The sequence below is a fragment of the Streptosporangiales bacterium genome (assembly GCA_009379955.1).
GTDB lineage: Bacteria > Actinomycetota > Actinomycetes > Streptosporangiales > WHST01 > WHST01.
Genome location: WHST01000089.1, coordinates 1 through 20,877 on the forward strand (window position 1 = coordinate 1; position 20,877 = coordinate 20,877).

General features: G+C 71.3%; 21 protein-coding genes and 1 pseudogene. 8 read left to right on the forward strand and 14 right to left on the reverse strand.

Features of this window, described 5'->3' with window-relative positions; translation table 11 throughout:
• Nucleotides 1-135: 135 nt before the first annotated feature.
• From GEV10_22640 to GEV10_22665, 6 genes and pseudogenes are all read right to left on the reverse strand, one after another.
• On the reverse strand, nt 136-912 hold the full coding sequence (locus GEV10_22640; GenBank protein MQA81246.1) for a DUF817 family protein: 777 nt from the start codon (nt 910-912) through the stop codon (nt 136-138).
• 60 nt (nt 913-972) lie between these two features.
• On the reverse strand, nt 973-1,461 hold the full coding sequence (locus GEV10_22645) for a flavin reductase (protein MQA81247.1): 489 nt from the start codon (nt 1,459-1,461) through the stop codon (nt 973-975).
• 46 nt (nt 1,462-1,507) lie between these two features.
• The gene (locus tag GEV10_22650) at nt 1,508-2,698 is read right to left on the reverse strand and encodes an RNA polymerase sigma factor (GenBank protein ID MQA81248.1); all 1,191 of its coding nucleotides are present in this window, start codon (nt 2,696-2,698) and stop codon (nt 1,508-1,510) included.
• A 50-nt stretch (nt 2,699-2,748) separates the two neighbouring features.
• Complete coding sequence (locus GEV10_22655; GenBank protein ID MQA81249.1) at nt 2,749-3,561, reverse strand: alpha/beta fold hydrolase; 813 nt, start codon at nt 3,559-3,561, stop codon at nt 2,749-2,751.
• Between the two features lie 12 nt (nt 3,562-3,573).
• Entirely contained in the window at nt 3,574-3,924 is a 351-nt protein-coding gene (locus GEV10_22660) for a hypothetical protein (protein MQA81250.1), read from the reverse strand.
• Nucleotides 3,924-4,660 (reverse strand): annotated as a pseudogene (locus GEV10_22665) (SRPBCC domain-containing protein). The gene GEV10_22660 and the pseudogene GEV10_22665 overlap by 1 nt, the downstream one beginning before the upstream one ends.
• Before the next feature lie 270 nt (nt 4,661-4,930).
• Between GEV10_22665 and recA the strand changes: the two are divergent.
• Together recA and GEV10_22675 are read left to right on the forward strand one after the other, a co-directional pair.
• Entirely contained in the window at nt 4,931-5,965 is a 1,035-nt protein-coding gene (gene recA, locus GEV10_22670) for a recombinase RecA (GenBank protein MQA81251.1), read from the forward strand.
• Nucleotides 5,962-6,537, forward strand: coding sequence for a hypothetical protein (locus GEV10_22675; protein ID MQA81252.1), 576 nt, complete (start codon nt 5,962-5,964; stop codon nt 6,535-6,537). Before recA ends, GEV10_22675 begins: the two co-directional genes overlap by 4 nt.
• A gap of 449 nt (nt 6,538-6,986) precedes the next feature.
• Here the strand turns inward: GEV10_22675 and GEV10_22680 are convergent, their stop codons facing one another.
• The 7 genes from GEV10_22680 to GEV10_22710 all read right to left on the reverse strand — a co-directional run bounded on the left by GEV10_22680 (nt 6,987) and on the right by GEV10_22710 (nt 13,190).
• Nucleotides 6,987-7,340, reverse strand: coding sequence for a VOC family protein (locus GEV10_22680; protein MQA81253.1), 354 nt, complete (start codon nt 7,338-7,340; stop codon nt 6,987-6,989).
• Between the two features lie 18 nt (nt 7,341-7,358).
• Entirely contained in the window at nt 7,359-7,892 is a 534-nt protein-coding gene (locus GEV10_22685; GenBank protein ID MQA81254.1) for a hypothetical protein, read from the reverse strand.
• Nucleotides 7,889-9,895 carry a prolyl oligopeptidase family serine peptidase gene (locus tag GEV10_22690; GenBank protein ID MQA81255.1) on the reverse strand — a complete coding sequence of 669 codons (2,007 nt, stop codon included), beginning with the start codon at nt 9,893-9,895 and terminating at the stop codon, nt 7,889-7,891. The genes GEV10_22685 and GEV10_22690 overlap by 4 nt, the downstream gene beginning before the upstream one ends.
• Before the next feature lie 38 nt (nt 9,896-9,933).
• Complete coding sequence (locus GEV10_22695) at nt 9,934-10,770, reverse strand: ABC transporter permease subunit (GenBank protein MQA81256.1); 837 nt, start codon at nt 10,768-10,770, stop codon at nt 9,934-9,936.
• Nucleotides 10,767-11,414, reverse strand: coding sequence for an ABC transporter permease subunit (locus GEV10_22700; GenBank protein MQA81257.1), 648 nt, complete (start codon nt 11,412-11,414; stop codon nt 10,767-10,769). Before GEV10_22700 ends, GEV10_22695 begins: the two co-directional genes overlap by 4 nt.
• A gap of 85 nt (nt 11,415-11,499) precedes the next feature.
• Nucleotides 11,500-12,375, reverse strand: coding sequence for a transporter substrate-binding domain-containing protein (locus tag GEV10_22705; protein MQA81258.1), 876 nt, complete (start codon nt 12,373-12,375; stop codon nt 11,500-11,502).
• Between the two features lie 32 nt (nt 12,376-12,407).
• The gene (locus tag GEV10_22710) at nt 12,408-13,190 is read right to left on the reverse strand and encodes an ATP-binding cassette domain-containing protein (GenBank protein MQA81259.1); all 783 of its coding nucleotides are present in this window, start codon (nt 13,188-13,190) and stop codon (nt 12,408-12,410) included.
• A 199-nt stretch (nt 13,191-13,389) separates the two neighbouring features.
• Here GEV10_22710 and GEV10_22715 point away from each other — a divergent pair, with 199 nt between their 5' ends.
• Genes GEV10_22715 through miaB form a run of 3 tightly spaced genes read left to right on the forward strand, consistent with a single transcriptional unit; the run spans nt 13,390 to nt 16,947 of the window.
• Nucleotides 13,390-14,073: a response regulator gene (locus GEV10_22715; protein ID MQA81260.1), complete on the forward strand. Its 684-nt coding sequence runs from the start codon at nt 13,390-13,392 to the stop codon at nt 14,071-14,073.
• A 2-nt stretch (nt 14,074-14,075) separates the two neighbouring features.
• On the forward strand, nt 14,076-15,449 hold the full coding sequence (locus GEV10_22720; GenBank protein MQA81261.1) for a HAMP domain-containing protein: 1,374 nt from the start codon (nt 14,076-14,078) through the stop codon (nt 15,447-15,449).
• A 34-nt stretch (nt 15,450-15,483) separates the two neighbouring features.
• Nucleotides 15,484-16,947 carry a tRNA (N6-isopentenyl adenosine(37)-C2)-methylthiotransferase MiaB gene (miaB, locus tag GEV10_22725; protein ID MQA81262.1) on the forward strand — a complete coding sequence of 488 codons (1,464 nt, stop codon included), beginning with the start codon at nt 15,484-15,486 and terminating at the stop codon, nt 16,945-16,947.
• A 59-nt stretch (nt 16,948-17,006) separates the two neighbouring features.
• Here miaB and GEV10_22730 read toward each other — a convergent pair whose 3' ends face one another.
• Nucleotides 17,007-17,213 (reverse strand): antitoxin, encoded by a 207-nt coding sequence (locus tag GEV10_22730; GenBank protein ID MQA81263.1) that lies wholly within the window; start codon nt 17,211-17,213, stop codon nt 17,007-17,009.
• Between the two features lie 134 nt (nt 17,214-17,347).
• Here GEV10_22730 and miaA point away from each other — a divergent pair, with 134 nt between their 5' ends.
• From miaA to hflX, 3 genes are all read left to right on the forward strand, one after another.
• Nucleotides 17,348-18,268, forward strand: coding sequence for a tRNA (adenosine(37)-N6)-dimethylallyltransferase MiaA (gene miaA / locus GEV10_22735; protein MQA81264.1), 921 nt, complete (start codon nt 17,348-17,350; stop codon nt 18,266-18,268).
• A 148-nt stretch (nt 18,269-18,416) separates the two neighbouring features.
• Nucleotides 18,417-19,247 carry a diaminopimelate epimerase gene (locus tag GEV10_22740; GenBank protein MQA81265.1) on the forward strand — a complete coding sequence of 277 codons (831 nt, stop codon included), beginning with the start codon at nt 18,417-18,419 and terminating at the stop codon, nt 19,245-19,247.
• A 92-nt stretch (nt 19,248-19,339) separates the two neighbouring features.
• The gene (gene hflX / locus GEV10_22745; GenBank protein MQA81266.1) at nt 19,340-20,830 is read left to right on the forward strand and encodes a GTPase HflX; all 1,491 of its coding nucleotides are present in this window, start codon (nt 19,340-19,342) and stop codon (nt 20,828-20,830) included.
• Nucleotides 20,831-20,877: the final 47 nt, after the last annotated feature.

Here is a 20,877-nt window from a genome sequence, read left to right on the forward strand (position 1 = left end):
CCACCACGACAATGACCGTCGACGCGCCGGGCAAGCTCGTCGTCCAACCACGGTTGTGACTCGCGGCAACGACCGCCCTTGAGAAGCTCGGCGCGTCACCAACACCCCGGCAAGACCTCATTGTTCAGGACTCTCCTAGGGCTCCCGCAGCCTGCCGACGCGCGCCTGCAGTCCCGCGACGAGGACGAACGAGACGCTCACCAGCAGCGCCCAGGCGCCGAACTTGGCCGAGTGGACCAGGTGCCACACGTCGGCCTGGTGGGGGTACTGCCACGCGCTCAGCAGCGTCGCCAGGTTCTCGGCGAGCCAGAGGAAGAACCCGACGAGCGTCAGCGAGAGCGCCAGCGGCATGCGGTACCGCACCGCGCCGACGGTGAAGTGGACCGTCGTCCCCCAGGTCACGGCGAGGAGGAGGACCGCGAGGGGCAGTCGAAGGTCGGCGATCCAGTGGTGGGTGAGGAAGTTGGCGTAGATCGCGGCCGCGACCAACGCGGTCGGCAGCGCCCGGTAGCGGGACACGCGCAGTCCGAGCAGCCGCCACGCCTGGCAGATGTAGCTGCCCACCGCGGCGTAGAGGAACCCGCTGTACAGCGGCACGCCCCCCAGCTTCGTCACCGCGTCGTCCGGATAGCTCCACGAGCCGAGCCGCACCTTCACGAGCTCGAAGACCAGCCCGACGACGTGGAACATCGCGATCACGAGCACCTCCCTGCCGGTCTCCAGACCGACCGCCCAGAAGACCACGGTGAGCGCGATCCCGTAGAGGAGCAGTGCGTCGTAGCGCGCCAACGGCAGGGGGACGACGGAGGTGACGGCCAGGCCGGCGAACAGCAGTGCCGCGAAGAGGCAGGAACGCGCCTCGAGCCAGGCGAACCAGAACAGCTGTCTCGCCGAGAACCGGATGCCGCGCACCCTAGGGTGACGCGCGACCCCAGGGCGAGGTTTGCCTCGACCGGCGATCCGTTCGGCCGGTCAGCGGTACCCGTGTGCGAACCGCAGCAGCGGCTCGCCGTTGCCGAGGCGGTCGACGGCGAGCACCTCGCCGACGAAGAGCGTGTGGTCGCCCGCCTCGACCCGCTGCGTCGTACGGCACTCGAACGCCGCGAGCGCGTCGTCGAGCACGAACGCGCCGGTACGTGCGCCGCGGTGGTGCGCGACCCCGGTGAGCAGCACGCCGCCGCCCGGCCGGGCGGGCACCGCGAACCTGCCGGCGACGTGGCGCTGCTCGGCGCCGAGCACCGAGACTGCCCACAGCGGCTGCATGTCGAGGGTGTCGAACATGCGCGAGAACGTGCCGATGCTGGCGACCACGAGCGGCGGCTCGGCCGAGACCGAGCAGAACGACGTCACCGTGCTGCCGACGTCGCCGTACTCGTCGGTGTGGGCGGTGAGGACCACCACGCCGGTCGCGTACCTCGCGAGCGTCTCGCGGAACTCGTCGTCGGACACCACCTCGGCCATGCGCCCATCGTCGCGTACGGTCGCCGCCGGTCGTCGTCAGGCCGGGTCAGGGCGACGGGCCGAGCGACCTGGCGCGTTCGGCGAGGAACTCCTGCTCGGCGGCGTTGTCGCTGAGCGCGAGCGCGGCCCGGTAGGCGTCGGCCGCCTCGGCGTGGCGGCCGAGGCGGTGCAGCAGGTCGGCCCTGGTCGCGGGCAGGTAGCGGTAACCGGTGAGGCGTCCCTCGCGCTCGAGTGCCTCGACCTCGGCGAGTGCCGCCGCCGGTCCGTCGACCATCGACACCGCCACGGCGCGGTTGAGCGCCACGACGGGCGACGGCCAGATCCGGAGCAGCTCGTCGTAGAGCGTACGGATCTGCGGCCAGTCGGTCGCGTCGTAGCTCGGTGCCTGCGCGTGCAGGGCGGCGATCGCCGCCTGCAGCGTGAAGCGTCCCGGTGGGCCGGCGGTCAGCGCGGCCACGACGAGCCGGTCGGCCTCGGCGATCAGGTCGCGGTCCCAGCCGGACCGGTCCTGCTCGTCCAGCCGCAGCAACCGGCCGTCCGCGTCGGTCCGCGTGGCGCGGCGCGCGTGGTGGACGAGCAGCAGCGCCAGCAGTCCCATGGCCTCCCGGTCGGCCGGGAGCAGCAGCCGCAGCAGGTGTGCCAGGTCGAGTGCGCGGTCGGTGAGCTCGTCGCGGACGAGCTCGTCGCCGGAGTGCGCCGTGTGCCCGGTGGCGTAGAGCAGGTGGACGACGGTGAGCACCGCGTGGACACGGGCGGGCAGCTCGTCGGGGGACGGCACGGCGTACGGGATGCGCGCCGCGGCGATCTTCTTCTTGGCCCGGGTGAGGCGTGCCGCCATCGTCGCCTCGGCGACGAGGAACGCGTGCGCGATGTCCGGTGTGGCCACGCCGCACACCAGGCGCAGCGTGAGCGCGATCCGAGCCTCCTCGGACAGCGCCGGGTGGCAGCAGGTGAAGATCAGTCGCAGCCGGTCGTCGGGGATGGAGTCGGTATCGGTGGTCGTGTCGAGCATGTCGGTGTCCTCACGGTCCACCAGCAGCGGGAGCTTGGCCCGGAGCGTCTGCTGGCGGCGGATCAGGTTGAGCGCGTCTCGTCGGGCGACGGTCGTCAGCCATGCGCCCGGCCGGTCGGGCACGCCGTCATGTGCCCAGGTGCGCAGCGCCTTGACGTACGCGTCCTGCACGATCTCCTCGGCCGCGTCGAGGTCGCGTGTCACGCGCACCGTCGCGGCGACCACGTAGGCCCACTCGCGACGGTGCGCGTCGGCGACGGCGCGCTCGACCTCGTTCATCGGATGGTGAAGAACTCCTCGAGCACCGGGGCGAGCGCGGCCGGGGAGACGGCGTGTGCCTCCTCGGCCAGGGTGTCGATGCTGCGGTGCCGCACGGTCGGCATGCCGTGGGCGAACGCCCGCGTGCCGACCTGCCAGAACTCGTCGCTCTTCTCACCGACGAGCACCAGTGCAGGGATCGTGAACCCCGCCCACCGTTCGAACGCCAGCGGCCTGCCCGACATCGTGTCGGCCATGACGCGGCCGTCGTACGCCGCGGTGTGCGCGACCGCCTCCATCAGGGCGAAGAACGGCTCGGCGCGCATTGCCCTGACGTCGTCGACCGGTAGGCCGACCGCCGTGGTCAGGGCATACTCCATCGCGTCGCCGCGACGGCCGGCTGCGATGAGTGCGTCGAGGCGTGCCACATAGTCGTCCGGCAGCGGCGGTCGACTGTCGTCGACGACGAACGGCGGCTCCCACATGGCCAAGCGCTCGACGGCGACGCCGCGGACGGCCGCCTGGAGCGCCAGCACGCTCCCGGAGGACATGCCGAGCACGGACGCCGAGCCGCCCACCGCGTCGATGACCGCGGCCAGGTCCTCGATCTCGCGCTCCACGGCGTAGGGCGCGGTGTCGCCGCTCTCGCCACGCCCCCGGCGCTCGTAGTGGGCGACGGTGAACCGGGGAGCCAGCAGCTCGGCGAGGCTTGCGGGGAACTGATCGATCGCCCGGTAGGTGTACGCGCCGTCGACGAGGACGACCGCCGGTCCGTCCCCGGTCTTCTCGACCGCGATCATGGTGCCGTCCTTGGACGTGATGTGTTCCATCGGAACGCTCCCTCAGCCCGGCTCGACGACGTCGAACCCGATCAACGGCCTGACCTCGACGCCGCCGTTCACGATCGGGGTCAGCTTGGCCAGCGCGAGCGCATGGTCGAGGTCACGTGCCTCGATCACGAACACCCCCGCCATGGCCTCCTTGGTCTCGATGAACGGACCGTCGGTCACCAGGTCGCCGCGGATGGACGTCGCCGTCCCCGACGGCTCCAGTGCCATCCCGGCGACGATCCGACCGCCCTGCTCGGCCATCCGGTCGGGCAGCTGCCCGTGGGCCTCCATCACCTCGGGCGGCATGTCGGCCACGCCGCCGGGGGTCTCGGTCTCGAAGATGAGGACTGCGTACTGGGTCATCAGGCCACCGCTTTCGTTGCGAAGAGGTCGTTCATCCAGGTGGTCCACGCCCGCTTGTTCGATGCCTCGTCGGCGCCCTCGGCGAACAGGTGGTGCGCCAGGCCGACCGGCCAGCCCCACGCGTCGCGGCCGTAGAACCGGCACAGGGCGTCCGCGCTGCGCACGCCGAGGAACCGGTCGGTGCGGTAGTCGACCACACCCTCGATCGGCGCGATGCCGGCAGGGTCAGCACGACCTCGTCGCCCTCGGCGGCACCGTCAGGCACGCCCATCGCCGTCAGCATCGCCGCGAACCCGCCGTCGGCCGAGGCCTCGGGGCCGTCCACGCGGAGGTACGCCGCGTCGCGGCCCGCGAAGTGGCGCAGGTACTCGCCGAGCGAGTGGTTGTAGAGGTCGGTGTGCAGCCGGCAGGCGTCGTCGTCGTCGTAGCCCTCGGCCGGCACCGTGCTGTTGTGCCGGAAGCGCAGGTACGTGCCCGTCCCGCGCGGCTCGAGCACGTAGTCGAGCTGGTTGAAGCCGTCGTTCTCGAACTCCACGCGTGTGGTGAAGTGCCGGGGCGGGTCCCAGACGGTCACCTTGCCGTCACCGTTGCTCAGGCCCTCCTCGGCGCCGCCCACCCACGGCTCGTAGTCGATCTTCCACAGCCAGCCGGCGGTGTGCAGGGTGAACGCGTCCCAGACCTCCTGCGGTGACGCGGGCAGCTCACCCTCCCACCTGACCTCGAACTCCCTCAACATCTCTCTCACCTCCCGGAGCCGTCTCTCGGCCCCTTCTATCTCCATCGACACGCGACCGTCCGCCGGATCGACAGTCGCAGCGAGGAATTCTCGGACGCCATCGAAGAAGCCGGAAGCGGCGTGTCGGATGGCCTCGAACAGGTGTTCGTCTAAGATCGACCCGTCGAGGTATCCACAGATGGGTGTGGCGGCAACCCAAGTGTCCGCACCACGTTCTAGCGTCGTCTCGACAGCACGCGAGCACGCACACACGACACGGGATGGCACCTGATGGCAGCACCTGACCGCGACAAGGCACTCGACACCGCCCTGGCGCAGATCGAGCGGCAGTTTGGCAAGGGATCCGTGATGCGGCTGGGCGACGACGGCCGCGTCCCGGTGTCGGTCATCCCGACCGGGGCCATCTCACTCGACGTCGCGCTCGGCATCGGCGGCCTGCCGCGGGGCCGGGTCGTCGAGATCTACGGTCCCGAGTCCTCGGGCAAGACGACGGTCGCGCTGCACGCCGTCGCGCAGGCGCAGAAGGCCGGCGGCACCGCCGCGTTCGTCGACGCCGAGCACGCCCTCGACCCGAGCTACGCCGAGAAGCTCGGCGTCGACACCGACAACCTGCTGGTCTCCCAGCCCGACACCGGGGAGCAGGCGCTCGAGATCACCGACATGCTGATCCGCTCCGGCGCGATCGACATCATCGTCATCGACTCGGTGGCCGCGCTCGTGCCGCGGGCGGAGATCGAGGGCGAGATGGGCGACAGCCACGTCGGGCTACAGGCGCGGCTGATGTCCCAGGCGCTGCGCAAGCTCACCGGCGTGGTCAGCACGTCGGGCACGACGACGGTGTTCATCAACCAGCTGCGGGAGAAGGTCGGCGTCTTCTTCGGCTCGCCGGAGACCACCAGCGGCGGCAAGGCGCTGAAGTTCTACGCATCGATACGCCTCGACGTCCGCCGGATCGAGACGCTCAAGGACGGCCAGGAGGCCGTGGGCAACCGGGTGCGGGTCAAGGTGGTCAAGAACAAGATGGCCCCGCCGTTCCGGCAGGCCGAGTTCGATCTGCTCTACAACGTCGGGATCAGCCGCGAGGGTGGCCTCATCGACCTCGGCGTCGAGCACGGCTTCGTCCGCAAGTCGGGTGCCTGGTACACCTACGACGGCGACCAGCTGGGCCAGGGCAAGGAGAACGCGCGCAATTTCCTGCGCGACAACCCCGAGCTGGCCGACGAGCTGGAGAAGCGGATCAAGGAGAAGCTCGGCATCGGGCCGACGCTCGACGATCCGGCACCGCCCCCGGCCGTCGACTTCTGACCCGGCCCACGGTGGCTGCTCGTCGCTCCCGCTCCCGCTCCCGGGCACCGGGCCCCGACGGCCCGAAGCCCGACACCCTGGCGGCCTCCGGGCCGCCGGGCGACCCGGAGTCGGTGGCACGCACGATCTGCCTGCGGCTGCTGGCCGCCACGCCGCGCACCAGGGCGGAGCTCGCCGAGGCGCTCGCGAAGCGTGAGGTGCCCGACGACGCCGCCGAGCGCGTCCTCGACCGGTTCACCGAGGTCGGGCTCGTCGACGACGTGGCCTACGCCGAGGCGTGGGTCCGCACCCGCCAGGCCGGCCGCGGGCTCGCCCGCCGCGCACTCGCGCACGAGCTGCGCCGTCGTGGGGTCGACGAGACCGTGGTGCAGTCCGCGGTCGACACGATCGACCCCGACGACGAACGCGCGACGGCCCGCGCCCTCGTCGACCGCAAGCTGCCGGCGAGCCGGCGGCTCGACCGCGACAAGCGGGTGCGCCGCCTCGCCGGCATGCTGGCGCGCAAGGGCTACTCGACCGAGACGGCCCTGAAGGTCGTCAACGAGGCGCTCGCGGAGGAGCGCGACTCCTGAACGGCGACGGGAGCCCGCGGGGCTTCTCGCCGGTAGTGCCATGGGCGTCCGGCAGCGGGCACGTGAGGGGCACCCTCACCGTGCCCTGCCCCGGTCGGGGTGCCCCTCACGGGTTCAGCGGACGGGCATCGGTCCGCAGGTCGTCAGACCGTGCGGAGCTTCAGGCGGTAGCCGTGCGCCTTGGCGTCGGAGAGCAGTGCCGCGAGCGACAGGCCGCCCTCGCCGGCAGCGGGCAGCTCCCCGTCGAGCGCGACGCCGACGGTGTTGACGATGCCGAGCGCCTGGTTGTCCGCGGTCAGGTCGGCGACCGGGCCGCCCGAGTACCCGTGGCACCGGAGCGACGAGTGGGCTGCGGCGCCGTCCGGCGACCGGGCCGAGGTCGCCCATCTCTGCGGCCGCCTCAGCGCGTACTTCTAGTCACCCTCACCCGCAGCGGCACCGGAGCGCGGTCAGGCGTACTGGCCGACGCAGAAGACGTTGTCTTCGGGGTCGGTGAGCACCGTCCAGGTGAGACCAGGCACGACCTGTTCGTCGACCACCGTCGCGCCGAGCGCGGTGAGGCGTTCGATCTCGCGCTCCCGGTCGTCGGCGCGCAGGTCGATGTGCACCCGGTTCTTGCCGGTCCGCGGCTCGGGGACCTGCTGCAGTGCGACCGCGGGCCCACCGTCGGAGGACGGCGCGAGCATGAGGAACGCGCCGTCCATGTCCATCATCACCTCGGTGCCGAGTGCCGCCGTCCAGAACTTCGCGAGACCGCGCGGGTCGACGCAGTCGATGGTCACCATGCCGATGCTCAAGGCCATGCCCCGACCCTAGCTCCGTCAGCCGATGGTCACGCCGAGCCCGTCGACGACCTCGGCGCCCGGCAGGGCGGCGAGGGTCCGACCGGGGAGCGCGAGCTTCGACCGGCGCACGCCGCTGCCGACCACGACCCACGGCGCGGCCGCGACCGCGGCGTCGACGAGCACCGGCCAGCCGTCCGGTGCGCCGACCGGGGTGATGCCGCCGTACTCCATGCCGGTACGGCTGACCGCGTCGTCGGTGGACGCGAACGACGCCTTGCGCACGTCGAGACGCCGGCGCGCGACGTTGTTGACGTCGGCGCGGGTCGTCGCGAGCACCATGCACGCGGCGTAGCGCGCCTCACCGGCACGCTTGCCGGTCACGACCACGCAGTTGGCGGACTCGTCGAGCCGTACGCCGTAGCGTTCGCAGAACTCGGCGGTGTCGGCGAGGTCCGGGTCGATCTCGGCGACGGTCACGTCGCCGGCGACCTCCGACGACTTCAGCGCGGCGACGACCGGGTCGGCAAGCAGGTCGGGACGGTCGAGTGCGGGGACCCAGACGAGCGTCACGCGTCACCGCCCGACAGCTCGACGACCGGGACGCCGGGCGGCTCGAATCCCATCACCTGGCCGTAGAACGAGAGCTCCGCCTCGGTGCTCGCGACGATCGACTCGGCCTTGCGGAAGCCGTGCTGCTCGCCCTCGAAGGCGATGTACGCGTGCCGGATTCCCTTACGTGCCAGGGCATCTCGGAACATCTCCGACTGCGAGGGCGGCACCACCTCGTCCTCGAGCCCCTGCAGCAGCAGGACGGGACACCGCACGTCGTCGACGTGCGACAGCGGCGCGCGCTCGACGTAGCGGTCGCGGGTCTCGGGCAGCGGGCCGATGAGGCCGTCGAGGTAGCGCGACTCGAAGTCGTGGGTGTCCTGCGCGAACTGCAGCAGCTCAGCGACGCCGAAGTAGGAGGTGCCGCACGCGAACGTGTCGGTCGACGTGACGGCCTTCAGCACGGTCCAGCCGCCCGCGCTGCCGCCACTGATCGCCAGTCGCCGCGGGTCTGCTCTGCCCTGGTCGGCGAGCGACAGCGCCGCCGCGACGCAGTCCTCCACGTCGACGATGCCCCACTGCTCGCGCAGCCGTTCGCGGTACGCGCGGCCGTAGCCGGTCGAGCCGCCGTAGTTGACGTCGACGATGCCGATGCCGCGGCTGGTGAAGTACGCGTACCCGAGATCGAGCTTCGCGGGCGAGCGCGCGGTCGGGCCGCCGTGCACGTGCACGACGTACGGTGGTCGCTCGTCCGCGGGCGCCGCGTAGCGCGGGTTCGTCGGCGGGTAGACGTTCGCGTGCACGTCGCGCCCGCCGGGACCGGTCAGCGTGACCTGCTCGGCCGGCGGCAGGTACGCGGCGTCGGGCAGGTCCGCGGGATCGATGCTCGTGCGCACCACCTCGGCGCCACCCGACGCGACGTCGACGACCAGCAGCGAGCCCTGGTCGGTCGGGCTGCTCGCGTGGAGCGCGACCCGGTGACCGTCGCCGGTGACCTGCGGTCCCCACTCCGTGTACGGGAGGTCGAGGTCGGTGAGATCGCCGGTCGCGGGGTCGAGCACGCCGAGTGCGTTGCCCTCGGGTCCGGAGTGCACGACGGCGATCCGCCCGTCCGCGAGCACGGTGTACGTCGCGAAGCCGACGAGCCACATGGGTGCGCCGAACTCCGCCTCGCGGGGACACAACGGTGCCGGCTCGCCGCCGCCTGCGGGCACCCGGTAGAGGTTCCACCAGCCGGTGCGGTCGGCCGCGACGTAGAGCGACTCGTCGTCGACCCACTCCGGCTGGAACACCGACTCGCTCTCGGTACGCCCGTCGGGACCCGCCCGGCCGCCGAGAACGGTGTGCCACTTCCCGACGGTGCCGTCGGCGGTCAACTCGCCGACGCGCAGCTCGGTGGCGTCCCACGGCATGTCGGGGTGCTCCCAGGCCAGCCAGGCGAGCCGGCGCCCGTCCGGCGACACCCGTGGGTTGGCGAGGAAGTGCGAGCCGGCCACGACCTCCCGTACGGCGCGCTCGTCGTCGGCCCCGGACCCGTCGAGCGGGACGGCGACGATGTGGCGGCGCAGCGTGCTGCCGTCGTGTCGCTCGCGCACGGCGAGCACCTCAGGGCCGCCCGGCGCGACCAGGTCGGTGTACCGCAGCGCCGCGGGCGCGGCCGGAGCGGGCGTGAGCGGGACAGGGGTGTCGGCACCGGGGTCGAGCCGGTACATCCGGTGGTCGGCCCAGTGCGTGAAGACGATCGCGTGCCCGCCCTCGACCGGCGCGGCGACCCACGGCCGGCCGCCGTACTCGTGGACGCGGTTGCGCAGCCACCACGGCGCGGCGAGGACCTCGGTCACCGTGCTGTCGGCGTCACGGCGCATCAGCGTGTCGCGGCCGCCCTCCTCCGGGCGGCTCTCCACCCAGTGCAGCGTGTCGCCGACGAAGCCCGGCCAGCCGAGCCTGCGGGACGAGCCGGCGAGCCGCCGCGCGTCGATCGGGGACTCCCACGCGCCGTAGGGCGCGACGATGCGTTCGCTCATACCGGCATCCTGCCAGGCCCGGTGCGTGACGTCGTCGGCTACACGGCGCCGCCCGCTGCGGTCGTCGGTGCCGTCGCGAGGACGGCACGCCCCTTGCGCCGCTGCCTGCCCTCGAGGATCTGGGCGATCTTCGACAGCGTGTAGTTGATCGCGATGAAGACGACCGCGAGCACCAGCCCGGTGACGATCGGGTTGCCGTAATTGCTGTAGATCTGCTTGCCGACGCTCACTGCCTCGGGCGAGGCGATGATGAATCCGAGGGCGGTGTCCTTCAGCGCGACCACACACTGGCTGATGATCGCCGGCAGCATGATGCGGACCGCCTGCGGCGTGAGGATCGACAGCATCACCTGGGTCTTGCGCATGCCGATCGCGTACGCCGCCTCGCTCTGCCCCCGCGGCACGGCGTTGATGCCGGCGCGGAACGTCTCCGCGAGCACCGAGCCGTTGTAGAGCATCAGCGCGATGATGAGCGCGCCGTACCGTCCGGTGGTGTCGCCGAAGCCGAGGAAGATCGCCAGGATCATCAGCACCAGGGGGACCGCACGGAAGAACTCGACGACCACGATGCTGGGTATCCGCAGCAGGGCGCTGTCGGACAGTCGACCGGCGGCGAAGATCACGCCGAACGCGATCGACAGGGCGATGGCGAGAACGGCGGCGAGCAACGTCAGCCCGAAGCCCTCGACAACGCCGAACACGATCTCGGGGTCCTGGAACGGCTCCCAGGCGTCGCCGGTGATCTGCTCGCTCGCGTACAGCCGGTACGCGATGTACGCGACCAGCGCCGCCGTGCCGATCGACGTGAGCACGCCGTACACGCCGTGCCGTACCCGCGCCCGAGGACCGCGGACGTCGAACAGGGTGGTGCTCACCGGATCACCGCCAGACGCTTCTCGAGCCGGGACGCGATCCCCGCGAGCACGAAGACGATGATCACGTATCCCAGCGCCGTGCCGACGAAGAGCGGCCACAGCGCGCTCGGGTGCCTGTTGTACAGGAAGTGGAACGTCTGCGTCGCCTCGATCACGCCGAACGCCTCGGCGATCGCCGAGTTCTTGACCAGTGCGATGAAGATGCTGGCGAGCGGCGGGATCGCGGTGCGGATCGCCTGCGGCAGGATGACCGACCGCAGTGTCTGGCCGAACGTGAAGCCGATCGACCGGGCCGCCTCGGCCTGGCCCTGCTGCACGGAGTTGATGCCGGAGCGGATGGCCTCGCACATGAACGCCGCGGTGTAGAGCGACAGCGTCACGACCGCGCGGGCGAAGAAGCTGATCTGCACGCCGAGGAACGGCAGCCCCGCCACGAACACGATGAACAGCACGACCAGCGGGGTGTTGCGGAAGATGTTGACGTACGTCGTGCCGACCGCGCGCAGGACCGGCACCGGCGCCACCCGCATGCCGGCGAGCACCGCACCGAGGGCGAACGCGATAAGCCCCGCGGCGCCGAAGAGCTGCAGCGTCAGGAGAAACCCGCGGAGGATCCGCGGCAGGTTCTCGATCAGTGCGTCCACGCCACATCCTTTCCGGCAGCGAGAGAGCCCGCGCCGTACGGGAGACCGAGAGGGTCACCCGTACGACGCGAGCGGGTGGTGCGCGTTACTGGCAGGGGTCCGCGGTCGGCGGCGTGGGCTCGGGCACGTCGGCCTTGCCCAGCGTGTCCTTGAACGCCGTGGCCCACTTGCCGTCGTCGATCGACGCCTTCACGGTCTTGTTGAGGAACTCGCACAGCTTGGTGTCGCCGTGCTTGTACCCGATGCCGTAAGGCTCCTCGGTGAACTCCTCACCGGCGACCTTGAGCTCGTCCGGGTCCTCGGCCGCGTAGCCGAGCAGGATCGCGCCGTCGGTGGTGACCGCGTCGACCGACCCGCTCTTCAGCTGCGTGACGCACTCGGAGTACGAGCCGAACGGCACCGGCTTGGCGCCGTACTTCTCCTCCACCGAGTCGAGCGAGGTCGAGCCCGTCACCGAGCAGACCTTCTTGCCCTTGATGTCCTCGTTGGTCTTGAACCAGGTGGCGTCCTTGGCGATGAGGAACTGCTGGCCTGTGACGTAGTACGGGCCGGCCTGGCCGACGATCGTGCGACGCTCGTCGTTGATCGTGTAGGAGGCGAGGACGAGGTCGACCGTGCCCTTCTGGATGAACGGCTCGCGGTTCGCCGACACCGTCTCGACCCACTCGATGCCGTCGGGCTCGATGCCGAGCTCGCCGGCGATGAGCTTCGCGATCTCGATGTCGAAGCCCTGGGGGGTGTCGGTGCCGGGCTTCTTGAAGCCGATGCCCGGCTGGTCGAACTTCACGCCGATCTTGATCTTGCCGGCTTCGTTCCACTTCGCCATCGTCGTGCCGGCGGGGAACGAGGCGTTGTCCTTCACCTCGACGTCGCCACCGCCACCGCCACCGCAGGCGGTCATGGTGAGGGCGAGCGCGGCACCCACCGCGAACGCGCCGAACCACCGTTTGCCGAATCGCATGCTTACTCCTTCTGCCGCCTGGTGAGGGTCTGTCAGTGCTTGAGGATCTTCGAGAGGAAGTCCTTCGCCCGCTCCGACGTCGGGTTGGCGAAGAACTCGGTCGGCGTGCTCTGCTCCACGATCTGTCCGTCGGCCATGAAGCACACCCGGTTGGCCGCGCTCTGGGCGAAGCCCATCTCGTGGGTCACGACGATCATGGTCATGCCGCCCTCGGCGAGGTCGACCATGACGTCGAGAACCTCCTTGATCATCTCAGGGTCGAGAGCCGACGTGGGCTCGTCGAAGAGGATCGCCTTCGGCTCCATCGCCAGTCCCCTGGCGATCGCCACCCGCTGCTGCTGGCCGCCGGACAGCTGCGCCGGGTACTTCTGCGCCTGGTTGGCGACGCCGACCCGTTCGAGCAGCTTCATCGCGGCCGCCTCGGCGTCGGCCTTGGCGAGCTTGCGGACCTTGATCGGCCCGATCGTGACGTTCTCCAGGATGGTCTTGTGCGCGAACAGGTTGAACTGCTGGAAGACCATCGCCACCTCGGAGCGCAACCGGGCGAGCTCGCGTCCCTCGGCGGGCAGCGGCTGCCCGTCGAGCGTGATCGTGCCCTTGTCGATCGTCTCCAGGCGGTTGATCGCACGACACAGGGTCGACTTGCCCGACCCGGACGGGCCGATGACGACGACGACCTCGCCGCGGGTCACGGTCAGGTTGATGTCCTGCAGGACGTGCAGGTCACCGAACCACTTGTTGACCCCGTCGAGGACGATGAGGTCGTCGGTGGGGGTCGCGTCGCCGGCTGCCGGCTGCTCCGCCGTGGTGGTCATCCGAGGGTCTCGTGTCGAACCTTCATGGGAGCGCAACGTAGCTGTATTCGCGCGTTCGTGCACCCCTCTCGGCCACTGTGCGGCCGTGTTGTGATCAACCGGACGACGGCCGACGTCCCGACGCGGATGCGGTCGGAGGAGTGTTCGAGGTGTGTACGGGTGCACGCCCGTGACCGCCCGACCGCGTACCGTCGGGTCCGTGACCGGGAACAAGGGACTCGCGCTCGTCGTGGAGGACGAGCGGCCGATCGCGGACCTGATCCGCCTCTACCTCGAACGCGACGGCTTCGACGTGCGGGTCGCGGGCGACGGCCGCGCGGCCCTCACCGCGGCCGAGGAGTCGAAGCCGGTGGTCGTGATCCTCGACATCCGGCTGCCCGAGCTCGACGGCATGCAGGTATGCCGCGCGCTGCGTGAGCGGGGCGACTGGACACCCGTGCTCTTCGTGACGGCCCGCGACGACGAGATCGACCGGGTGCTCGGGCTGGAGCTCGGGGCCGACGACTACGTCACCAAGCCGTTCAGCCCGCGTGAGCTGGTGGCGCGGGTCGCCGCCGTGCTCCGTCGCTCCCGGAGCGAGGTCGACGGCGAGCCGGTCCTGCAGGCCGGTGCCGTACGGCTCGATCCAGGCGAGCGCCGGGTCTGGGCCGGCGAGACCGAGGTCGAGCTGACGACCACGGAGTTCGACCTGCTCGCCCACCTGATGCGCCGTCCCGGGCGCGTGTTCGAGCGCGACGAGCTGCTCACCCAGGTGTGGGGCTACCGCTCCATCGTGGGCAGCCGCACCGTCGACGTCCACGTCGCCCAGGTCCGCGCCAAGCTCGGCGACAACAGTCCGATCCGGACGGTCCGCGGGGTCGGCTACTCGGTGCAGAAGGCCTGACGGTGGCCGACCGACCGGTACGGCGCACGCTGTCCGCGCTCGCCGTCCGCATCGCCGTGGTGACGACGGCGGTCGCGGTCGTGGTGGTCCTCATCGCCGGGCTCGTCTCGCTCGGCCTCGTCCGCAGCGCGGCGGAGGAGCAGTCACGCGACGCGCTCGGCCGGCAGGCCGACGTCGCCCAGCAGCTCATCGACGCGACGCCCAAGCACCCCCAACGGACGCTCAAGGCGTTGCGCAAGCAGGGCCAGGACATCACGGTCGCGCGGTTGCTCCCCAGCGGTGTGCTGCGCGGTGACCGCCTCGCCCGGCTGGCCGTGGAGCCGAAGCTGGAGGCGGTGCGCCGCGGCGAGAAGCTGAGATACAGCACGACGATGACCGGACGCACCTGGTACGTCGAGGTGCGCCCGCTCCTCTCCGGCGGGTCCGTCATCCTCGCCCAGCCGGCGGCCACCGGCTCCGGGCTCGTCGGCTCGGTGGTCGGCCGCACGCTCGTCGCCCTGCTCGTCGGGCTCGCGGTCGCCGTGCTCGCCGGTGGGCTGCTCGCCTGGCGGATGGCCGCACCGCTCAAGCGGGCGGCCGTTGCCGCCAGGCAGCTGGCGTCGGGACGTCGCGACGTGCGGGTGGTGCCCGAGGGGCCCACCGAGGTCGCCGAGGTCGCCGAGTCGCTCAATGTCCTGGCCGACGCGCTCGCCCAGAGCGAGGGGAGGCAGCGCGACTTCCTGCTGTCGATCTCCCACGAGCTGCGCACGCCGCTCACCGCGGTCAAGGGCTTCGCCGAGGCGCTGGCCGATGGCGTCGCGACCGGCGACGCCGCTCAGCTGGCCGGGCGCACGATCGTGTCGGAGTCCGACCGCCTCGAGCGGCTCGTCGCCGACCTGCTCGACCTGGCCAGGCTGGGCGCGCAGGACTTCCAGGTCGAGCCCGCTCGCGTCGACCTCGCCGACCTGATGCGCAGGGCGGCGGACGTCTGGGCCACCCGCTGCGAGGCGGTGGGCGTCGTCTTCCGTGCCGAGCTGCCCGCGGAGGCGGTCCCGGTCATCACCGACCCCGCGCGCGCCCGGCAGATCATCGACGGCCTGGCCGAGAACGCCCTGCGCGTCACCCCGGCCGACCGGCCGATCGTCTTCGCGCTGCGGCGGGAGGGCGGGTACGCCGTGCTCGAGGTACGCGACGGCGGGCCGGGGCTCACCCCCGACGACTGCGCCGTCGCGTTCCAGCGTTCCGTGCTGTACGAGCGCTACCGAGGGGTGCGGCGCGTGGGCACCGGCGTCGGGCTCGCGCTCGTGCACGGCCTCGCGACGCGCCTCGGCGGCGCCGCGAGTGCGGGCAGGGCCAGGGAGGGCGGCGCCTGCTTCGCGATCCGCCTCCCACTCTGACGAGTCGGCGGGAGCCGTTGCGTACGCTGGCACCGTGAGTACCAGGAAGGCACCGCGCACGTACGAGGTGCGCACGTTCGGCTGCCAGATGAACGTGCACGACTCCGAGCGGCTCACCGGCCTGCTCGAGGAGTCCGGCTACGTCCGCGCCGCCGGCGAGGCCGTAGCCGACGTCGTCGTGTTCAACACCTGCGCGGTCAGGGAGAACGCCGACAACCGGCTGTACGGCAACCTCGGCCAGCTGTACCCCGTGAAGCGGTCCAGGCCCGGCATGCAGATCGCCGTCGGCGGCTGCCTGGCGCAGAAGGACCGCGGCGAGATCGTCCGCCGCGCTCCCTGGGTCGACGTGGTCTTCGGCACCCACAACATCGGCTCGCTGCCTACGCTCCTCGAACGCGCGCGGATCGCCGACGAGGCGCAGGTCGAGATCAAGGAGTCGTTGGAGACGTTCCCGTCCACGCTGCCCACCAGGCGCGAGTCGGCATACGCGGCGTGGGTGGCGATCAGCGTCGGCTGCAACAACACCTGCACGTTCTGCATCGTGCCGAACCTGCGTGGCCGCGAGGTCGACCGCAGGCCGGGTGACGTGCTCGCCGAGATCGAGGCGCTGGTCGCCGAGGGCGTCGTCGAGGTCACGCTGCTCGGGCAGAACGTCAACTCGTACGGCGTCGGCTTCGGCGACCGCGGGGCGTTCGCCAAGCTGCTGCGGGCCTGCGGCGCGATCGACGGCCTCGAACGCGTGCGCTTCACGTCGCCGCACCCACGGGACTTCACCGACGACGTCATCGAGGCGATGGCCGAGACACCCAACGTGATGCCACAGCTGCACATGCCGTTGCAGTCCGGCTCCGACCGGGTGCTCCGCGCGATGCGCAGGTCGTACCGTCGCGGGCGCTACCTCGACATCATCGGACGCGTCCGCGCGGCCATGCCCGACGCCGCGATCAGCACCGACATCATCGTGGGCTTCCCCGGCGAGACCGACGACGACTTCGCCGACACCCTCGATGTCGTGCAGCAGGCGCGCTTCGCGGGCGCGTACACGTTCCAGTACTCCACCCGTCCCGGCACGCCTGCCGCCGACATGTCCGACCAGGTGTCCGCGGCGGTGGTGAAGGAGCGGTACGGCCGCCTCGTCACCGCCGTCGACGAGATCGCCTGGGCCGAGAACCGCCGGTTCGTCGGACGAGACGTCGAGCTGCTGGTGTCCGAGGGTGAGGGACGCAAGGACGTCCGCACGCACCGGCGCAGCGGGCGCGCACCGGACAACAGGCTCGTCCACTTCACGCCGGAGGGCGCGGACGACGTGCGTCCGGGCGACGTGGTCACCGTCCGGGTCACGTACGGTGCGCCGCACCACCTGGTGGCGGACGGACCGGTACGCGCGATGCGGCGCACGCCCGCGGGCGACGCGTGGGAGCGCAGGACCACGGCACCGGTGGAGGAGGGGACCGGGGGCGTGTCGCTCGGCATGCCCACGATCGGCGCACGTGCCTGAACGAGACGAGGGCCCAGCCGATCGACGGCGGAGCCCTCGGTGAGGATTTCAGCAGACGTTTACTGCTGGTCCTCCTCGTTGTCACCCCCGAGCCCTTCGACAAAGTTGCCGGCGGCCTCCTGACCCTGGTCGATCTGGTCGGAGAATCGACCGCCGGTCTTCTCGTCGACGGCGTCACCTGCGCGTTCGATGCCCTCGTCCACCTTGTCCGAGTGCTCGCCCGCAAGGTCCTTCGCCTTGTCGCCGATGTTGTCGAAAATGCTCATCGTGATTTCCCCCTCGAATTCATCGGTGAACCCGCCTTACTACCGGCGGGTAAGTCACCCTGTCTACCAGCGATGAGCACTTCTGGCCAGCGCCGGGCGTGTCGCCCCGGGCGTGAGCTGAGAGACTTCCCCTCGTGGCCTCCGGTGTGCTCGTCGCCGTCGTGGGACCGACCGCGGCGGGCAAGTCGGCGCTCGGTCTCGCGCTCGCGCACGCGCTCGGCGGCGAGGTCGTCAACACCGACTCGATGCAGCTCTACCGAGGCATGGACATCGGCACCGCCAAGCTGTCGGAGGACGAGCGCGACGGCGTGCCGCACCACCTGCTCGACATCTGGCCGGTGACCGAGACCGCCTCGGTCGTCGAGTACCGCGGGCTCGCTCGCGTGGCCGTCGACGACATCAGGACGCGCGGTCTCGTGCCGATCCTCGTCGGCGGGTCGGGCCTCTACGTCCGTGCCGTGATCGACGAGCTCGACTTCCCCGGCACCGATCCCGAGGTGCGTGCGCGGCTCGAGGACGATCTCGCCCGCGAAGGTGCGGTGGCCCTGCACGAACGTCTGCAGGTGGTCGACCCGATGGCCGCGGAATCGATACTGCCGAGCAACGCGCGGCGCGTGGTCCGCGCGCTCGAGGTCGCCGAGCTCGGCGGGACGTTCCACGCGAGGCTCCCCGGTCACCGTCCCGCGTACGACACCGTGCAGCTGGGCGTGAGCGTCGACAGGCACGTCCTCGACGAGCGGATCGAGCGTCGCGTCGACGCGATGTGGGCGGCCGGCCTCGTCGACGAGGTGCGCGGACTCGTGGGCGAGGGCCTGCGCGAAGGGCGGACGGCGAGCCGCGCGCTCGGCTACCGGCAGGTGCTCGCCCATCTCGACGGCGAGATCGGGGAGGACGAGGCGAGGGACGCGACCGTGCGCGCCACGCGGCGGTTCGTCCGCCGGCAGGAGTCCTGGTTCCGGCGGGACGACAGGATCACCTGGCTGCCGTCCGGCGATACGCTTGCCGACCGCGCACTCTCGGTGGTCGGTCCGGTCCTGAGCGAACCTCCGGAGTGAGCATCGCAGCGGTTCGGAGCGCCACGAGTCACCACAGCCCACCGAGCGAGGAGCGGAGCGGCGGGGGTTCGCGGGCGATGCAGCACCGAGGCTGACACGGTCGGCCCGTCGCTCTGGAAGGATGGGGGGCGTGCGCTTCGTCAACGGCCTGCATTTCGTCAAGGGCCATGGCACCGGCAACGACTTCGTCCTGCTGGCCGACCCCTCGGCACGGCTCGACGTCGACGCCGCTCTGGTGCGCGACCTGTGCGACCGCCGCACCGGCGTCGGCGGCGACGGCGTCATCAGGGTCGTGCGCACCGCCGCCGTCCCCGAGGTCGCCCCGCTGGCGGGGGAGGCGGAGTGGTTCATGGACTACCGCAACGCCGACGGCTCGATCGGGGAGATGTGCGGCAACGGCGTGCGTGTGTTCGTGCGGTTCCTGCTCGAGTCGGGGCTCGTCAGCGGCCCGACCACCGCCGTGGCGACACGCGACGGCGTCAAGCGCGTGGTCGTCGGGGACGACGACAGCCTCGCCGTCGACATCGGCCTGCCCGAGCTGCGCGGGCCGAGCGAGGCGCGGATCGGCGACACGACGTTCGACGGTCTGGAGCTGTCCACCGGCAACCCGCATCTCGCCTGCCTCGTCGACGTCCCCGTCGACTGCCTCGACCTCGCCAGGGCACCCGAGGTCGACAGGCAGCTGTTCCCGACGGGCGCCAACGTCGAGTTCGTCAACGTCCTCGGCGACCGGCACATCAGGATGCGCGTGCATGAGCGCGGTGTGGGTGAGACGCGGTCGTGCGGCACCGGTGCGTGCGCTGCCGCCCTGACCGCCGCGCACGCGCAGGGCGACGCGACGGGCACGTGGGACGTCGACGTGCCCGGCGGCCGGGTGCGGGTGACCCTCGACGGCCGCACGGCCGTCCTCGCCGGGCCCGCGGTGCTCGTCGCCGACGGTGAGCTGCGCCCCCTCTGGCTCGCCGCCCACACGCGGTGAGCACCCGGATTGTCCCGCTACGCGACATGAGTCCGCCCTGCCCGGGCAAATAGAGTGTCAGTGCGTCTCCCGACGTGCGAGTCTGGAGGCATATGACGAACGCGTACGAGTCGCCCGTAGGCGACGAACACATCGACGCGGTGGTGCGCGAGCTCGAGGACGACTCCACCCCCGACGACCAGCACGGACTCGGCGACGACGCTCCCGCGACCGGTGAGCTCGACCTCGACGACCGCGCCGCGCTGCGGCGCGTCGCCGGACTGTCCACCGAGCTGACCGACATCAGCGAGGTCGAGTACCGCAAGCTCCTCCTCGAGCGGGTGGTCCTCGCCGGCGTCTGGACCGACGGCTCCGTCGCCGACGCCGAGAACTCCCTCGCCGAGCTGAAGCTGCTCGCCGAGACCGCGGGCTCCCAGGTGCTCGACGGCCTGCTCCAGCGCCGTCGGCAGCCGGACCCCGCGACGTACATCGGCCCGGGCAAGGTCGACGAGCTCACGGCGATCGTCCGCTCGACCGGCGCCGACACGGTGATCCTCGACGGCGAGCTGAGCCCCGCGCAGCTGCGTAACCTCGAGGACCGCGTCAAGGTGAAGGTCGTCGACCGCACCGCGCTGATCCTCGACATCTTCGCCCAGCACGCGAAGAGCCGCGAGGGCAAGACGCAGGTCGAGCTGGCCCAGCTGCAGTACCTCAACCAGCGGCTGCGCGGCTGGGGTGGCAACCTCTCCCGCCAGGCCGGCGGACGTGTCGGGGGGCAGGGCGGCGGCATCGGTGGCCGCGGTCCGGGCGAGACCAAGCTCGAGACCGACCGCAGGCGGATCAGCGCGCGCATGGCGAAGCTGCGTCGCGAGCTGAAGCAGATGCGCACGACCCGCGACACCAAGCGGCTCGACCGCCAGCGCCACGAGGTGCCGTCCGTCGCGATCGCCGGCTACACCAACGCGGGCAAGTCCTCGCTGCTCAACCGGCTGACCGGCGCGGGCGTCCTCGTCGAGGACGCGCTGTTCGCCACCCTCGACCCGACGACCAGGCGCACGACCGCGTCCGACGGTCGCGTCTACACCCTCACCGACACCGTCGGCTTCGTCAGGCACCTGCCGCATGACCTCGTCGAGGCGTTCAGGTCCACCCTCGAGGAGGTCACCGACTCCGACCTCGTCGTGCACGTCGTCGACGGGGCCCACCCCGACCCGCTGGCGCAGATCGCCGCCGTGCGCGAGGTGCTCGCGGAGATCGGCGCCGAGGGCATGCGGGAGATCGTGGCGGTCAACAAGACCGACGTCGCCGACCCGGTCGTCGTGAAGTCGGTGCTGCTCCGCGAGCCGCACGCCGTCGCCGTCTCCGCCCACACCGGCGAGGGCATCGACGAGCTGCTCGCCCTCGTCGAGCGCGACCTGCCGAGGCCGGAGCACGAGGTCTACGCCCTGGTGCCGTACGAGCGCGGCGACCTCGTTGCGCGCGTCCACCAGCGCGGCGAGGTGCTCGACCAGGAGCACACCGAGGTCGGCACGCGCATGCACGCCCGCGTGCCCGGTGCGCTCCTGGGCGACCTCGAGCCGTACGCCGTCGCGCCGACTCCCTGAGCGCCTTCCGCTCTCTACGTGCCAAGGGCACCTTCACCACACCGCGG

Coding starts and splice junctions, on each gene's coding strand:
- GEV10_22705 (MQA81258.1), bottom strand. CDS start 12,375: ATGCGATTCGGCAAACGGTGGTTCGGCGCGTTCGCGGTGGGTGCCGCG.
- GEV10_22660 (MQA81250.1), bottom strand. CDS start 3,924: ATGACCCAGTACGCAGTCCTCATCTTCGAGACCGAGACCCCCGGCGGC.
- GEV10_22680 (MQA81253.1), bottom strand. CDS start 7,340: ATGGCCTTGAGCATCGGCATGGTGACCATCGACTGCGTCGACCCGCGC.
- hflX (MQA81266.1), top strand. CDS start 19,340: ATGACGAACGCGTACGAGTCGCCCGTAGGCGACGAACACATCGACGCG.
- GEV10_22730 (MQA81263.1), bottom strand. CDS start 17,213: ATGAGCATTTTCGACAACATCGGCGACAAGGCGAAGGACCTTGCGGGC.
- recA (MQA81251.1), top strand. CDS start 4,931: ATGGCAGCACCTGACCGCGACAAGGCACTCGACACCGCCCTGGCGCAG.
- GEV10_22645 (MQA81247.1), bottom strand. CDS start 1,461: ATGGCCGAGGTGGTGTCCGACGACGAGTTCCGCGAGACGCTCGCGAGG.
- GEV10_22655 (MQA81249.1), bottom strand. CDS start 3,561: ATGGAACACATCACGTCCAAGGACGGCACCATGATCGCGGTCGAGAAG.
- GEV10_22710 (MQA81259.1), bottom strand. CDS start 13,190: ATGACCACCACGGCGGAGCAGCCGGCAGCCGGCGACGCGACCCCCACC.
- GEV10_22690 (MQA81255.1), bottom strand. CDS start 9,895: ATGAGCGAACGCATCGTCGCGCCCTACGGCGCGTGGGAGTCCCCGATC.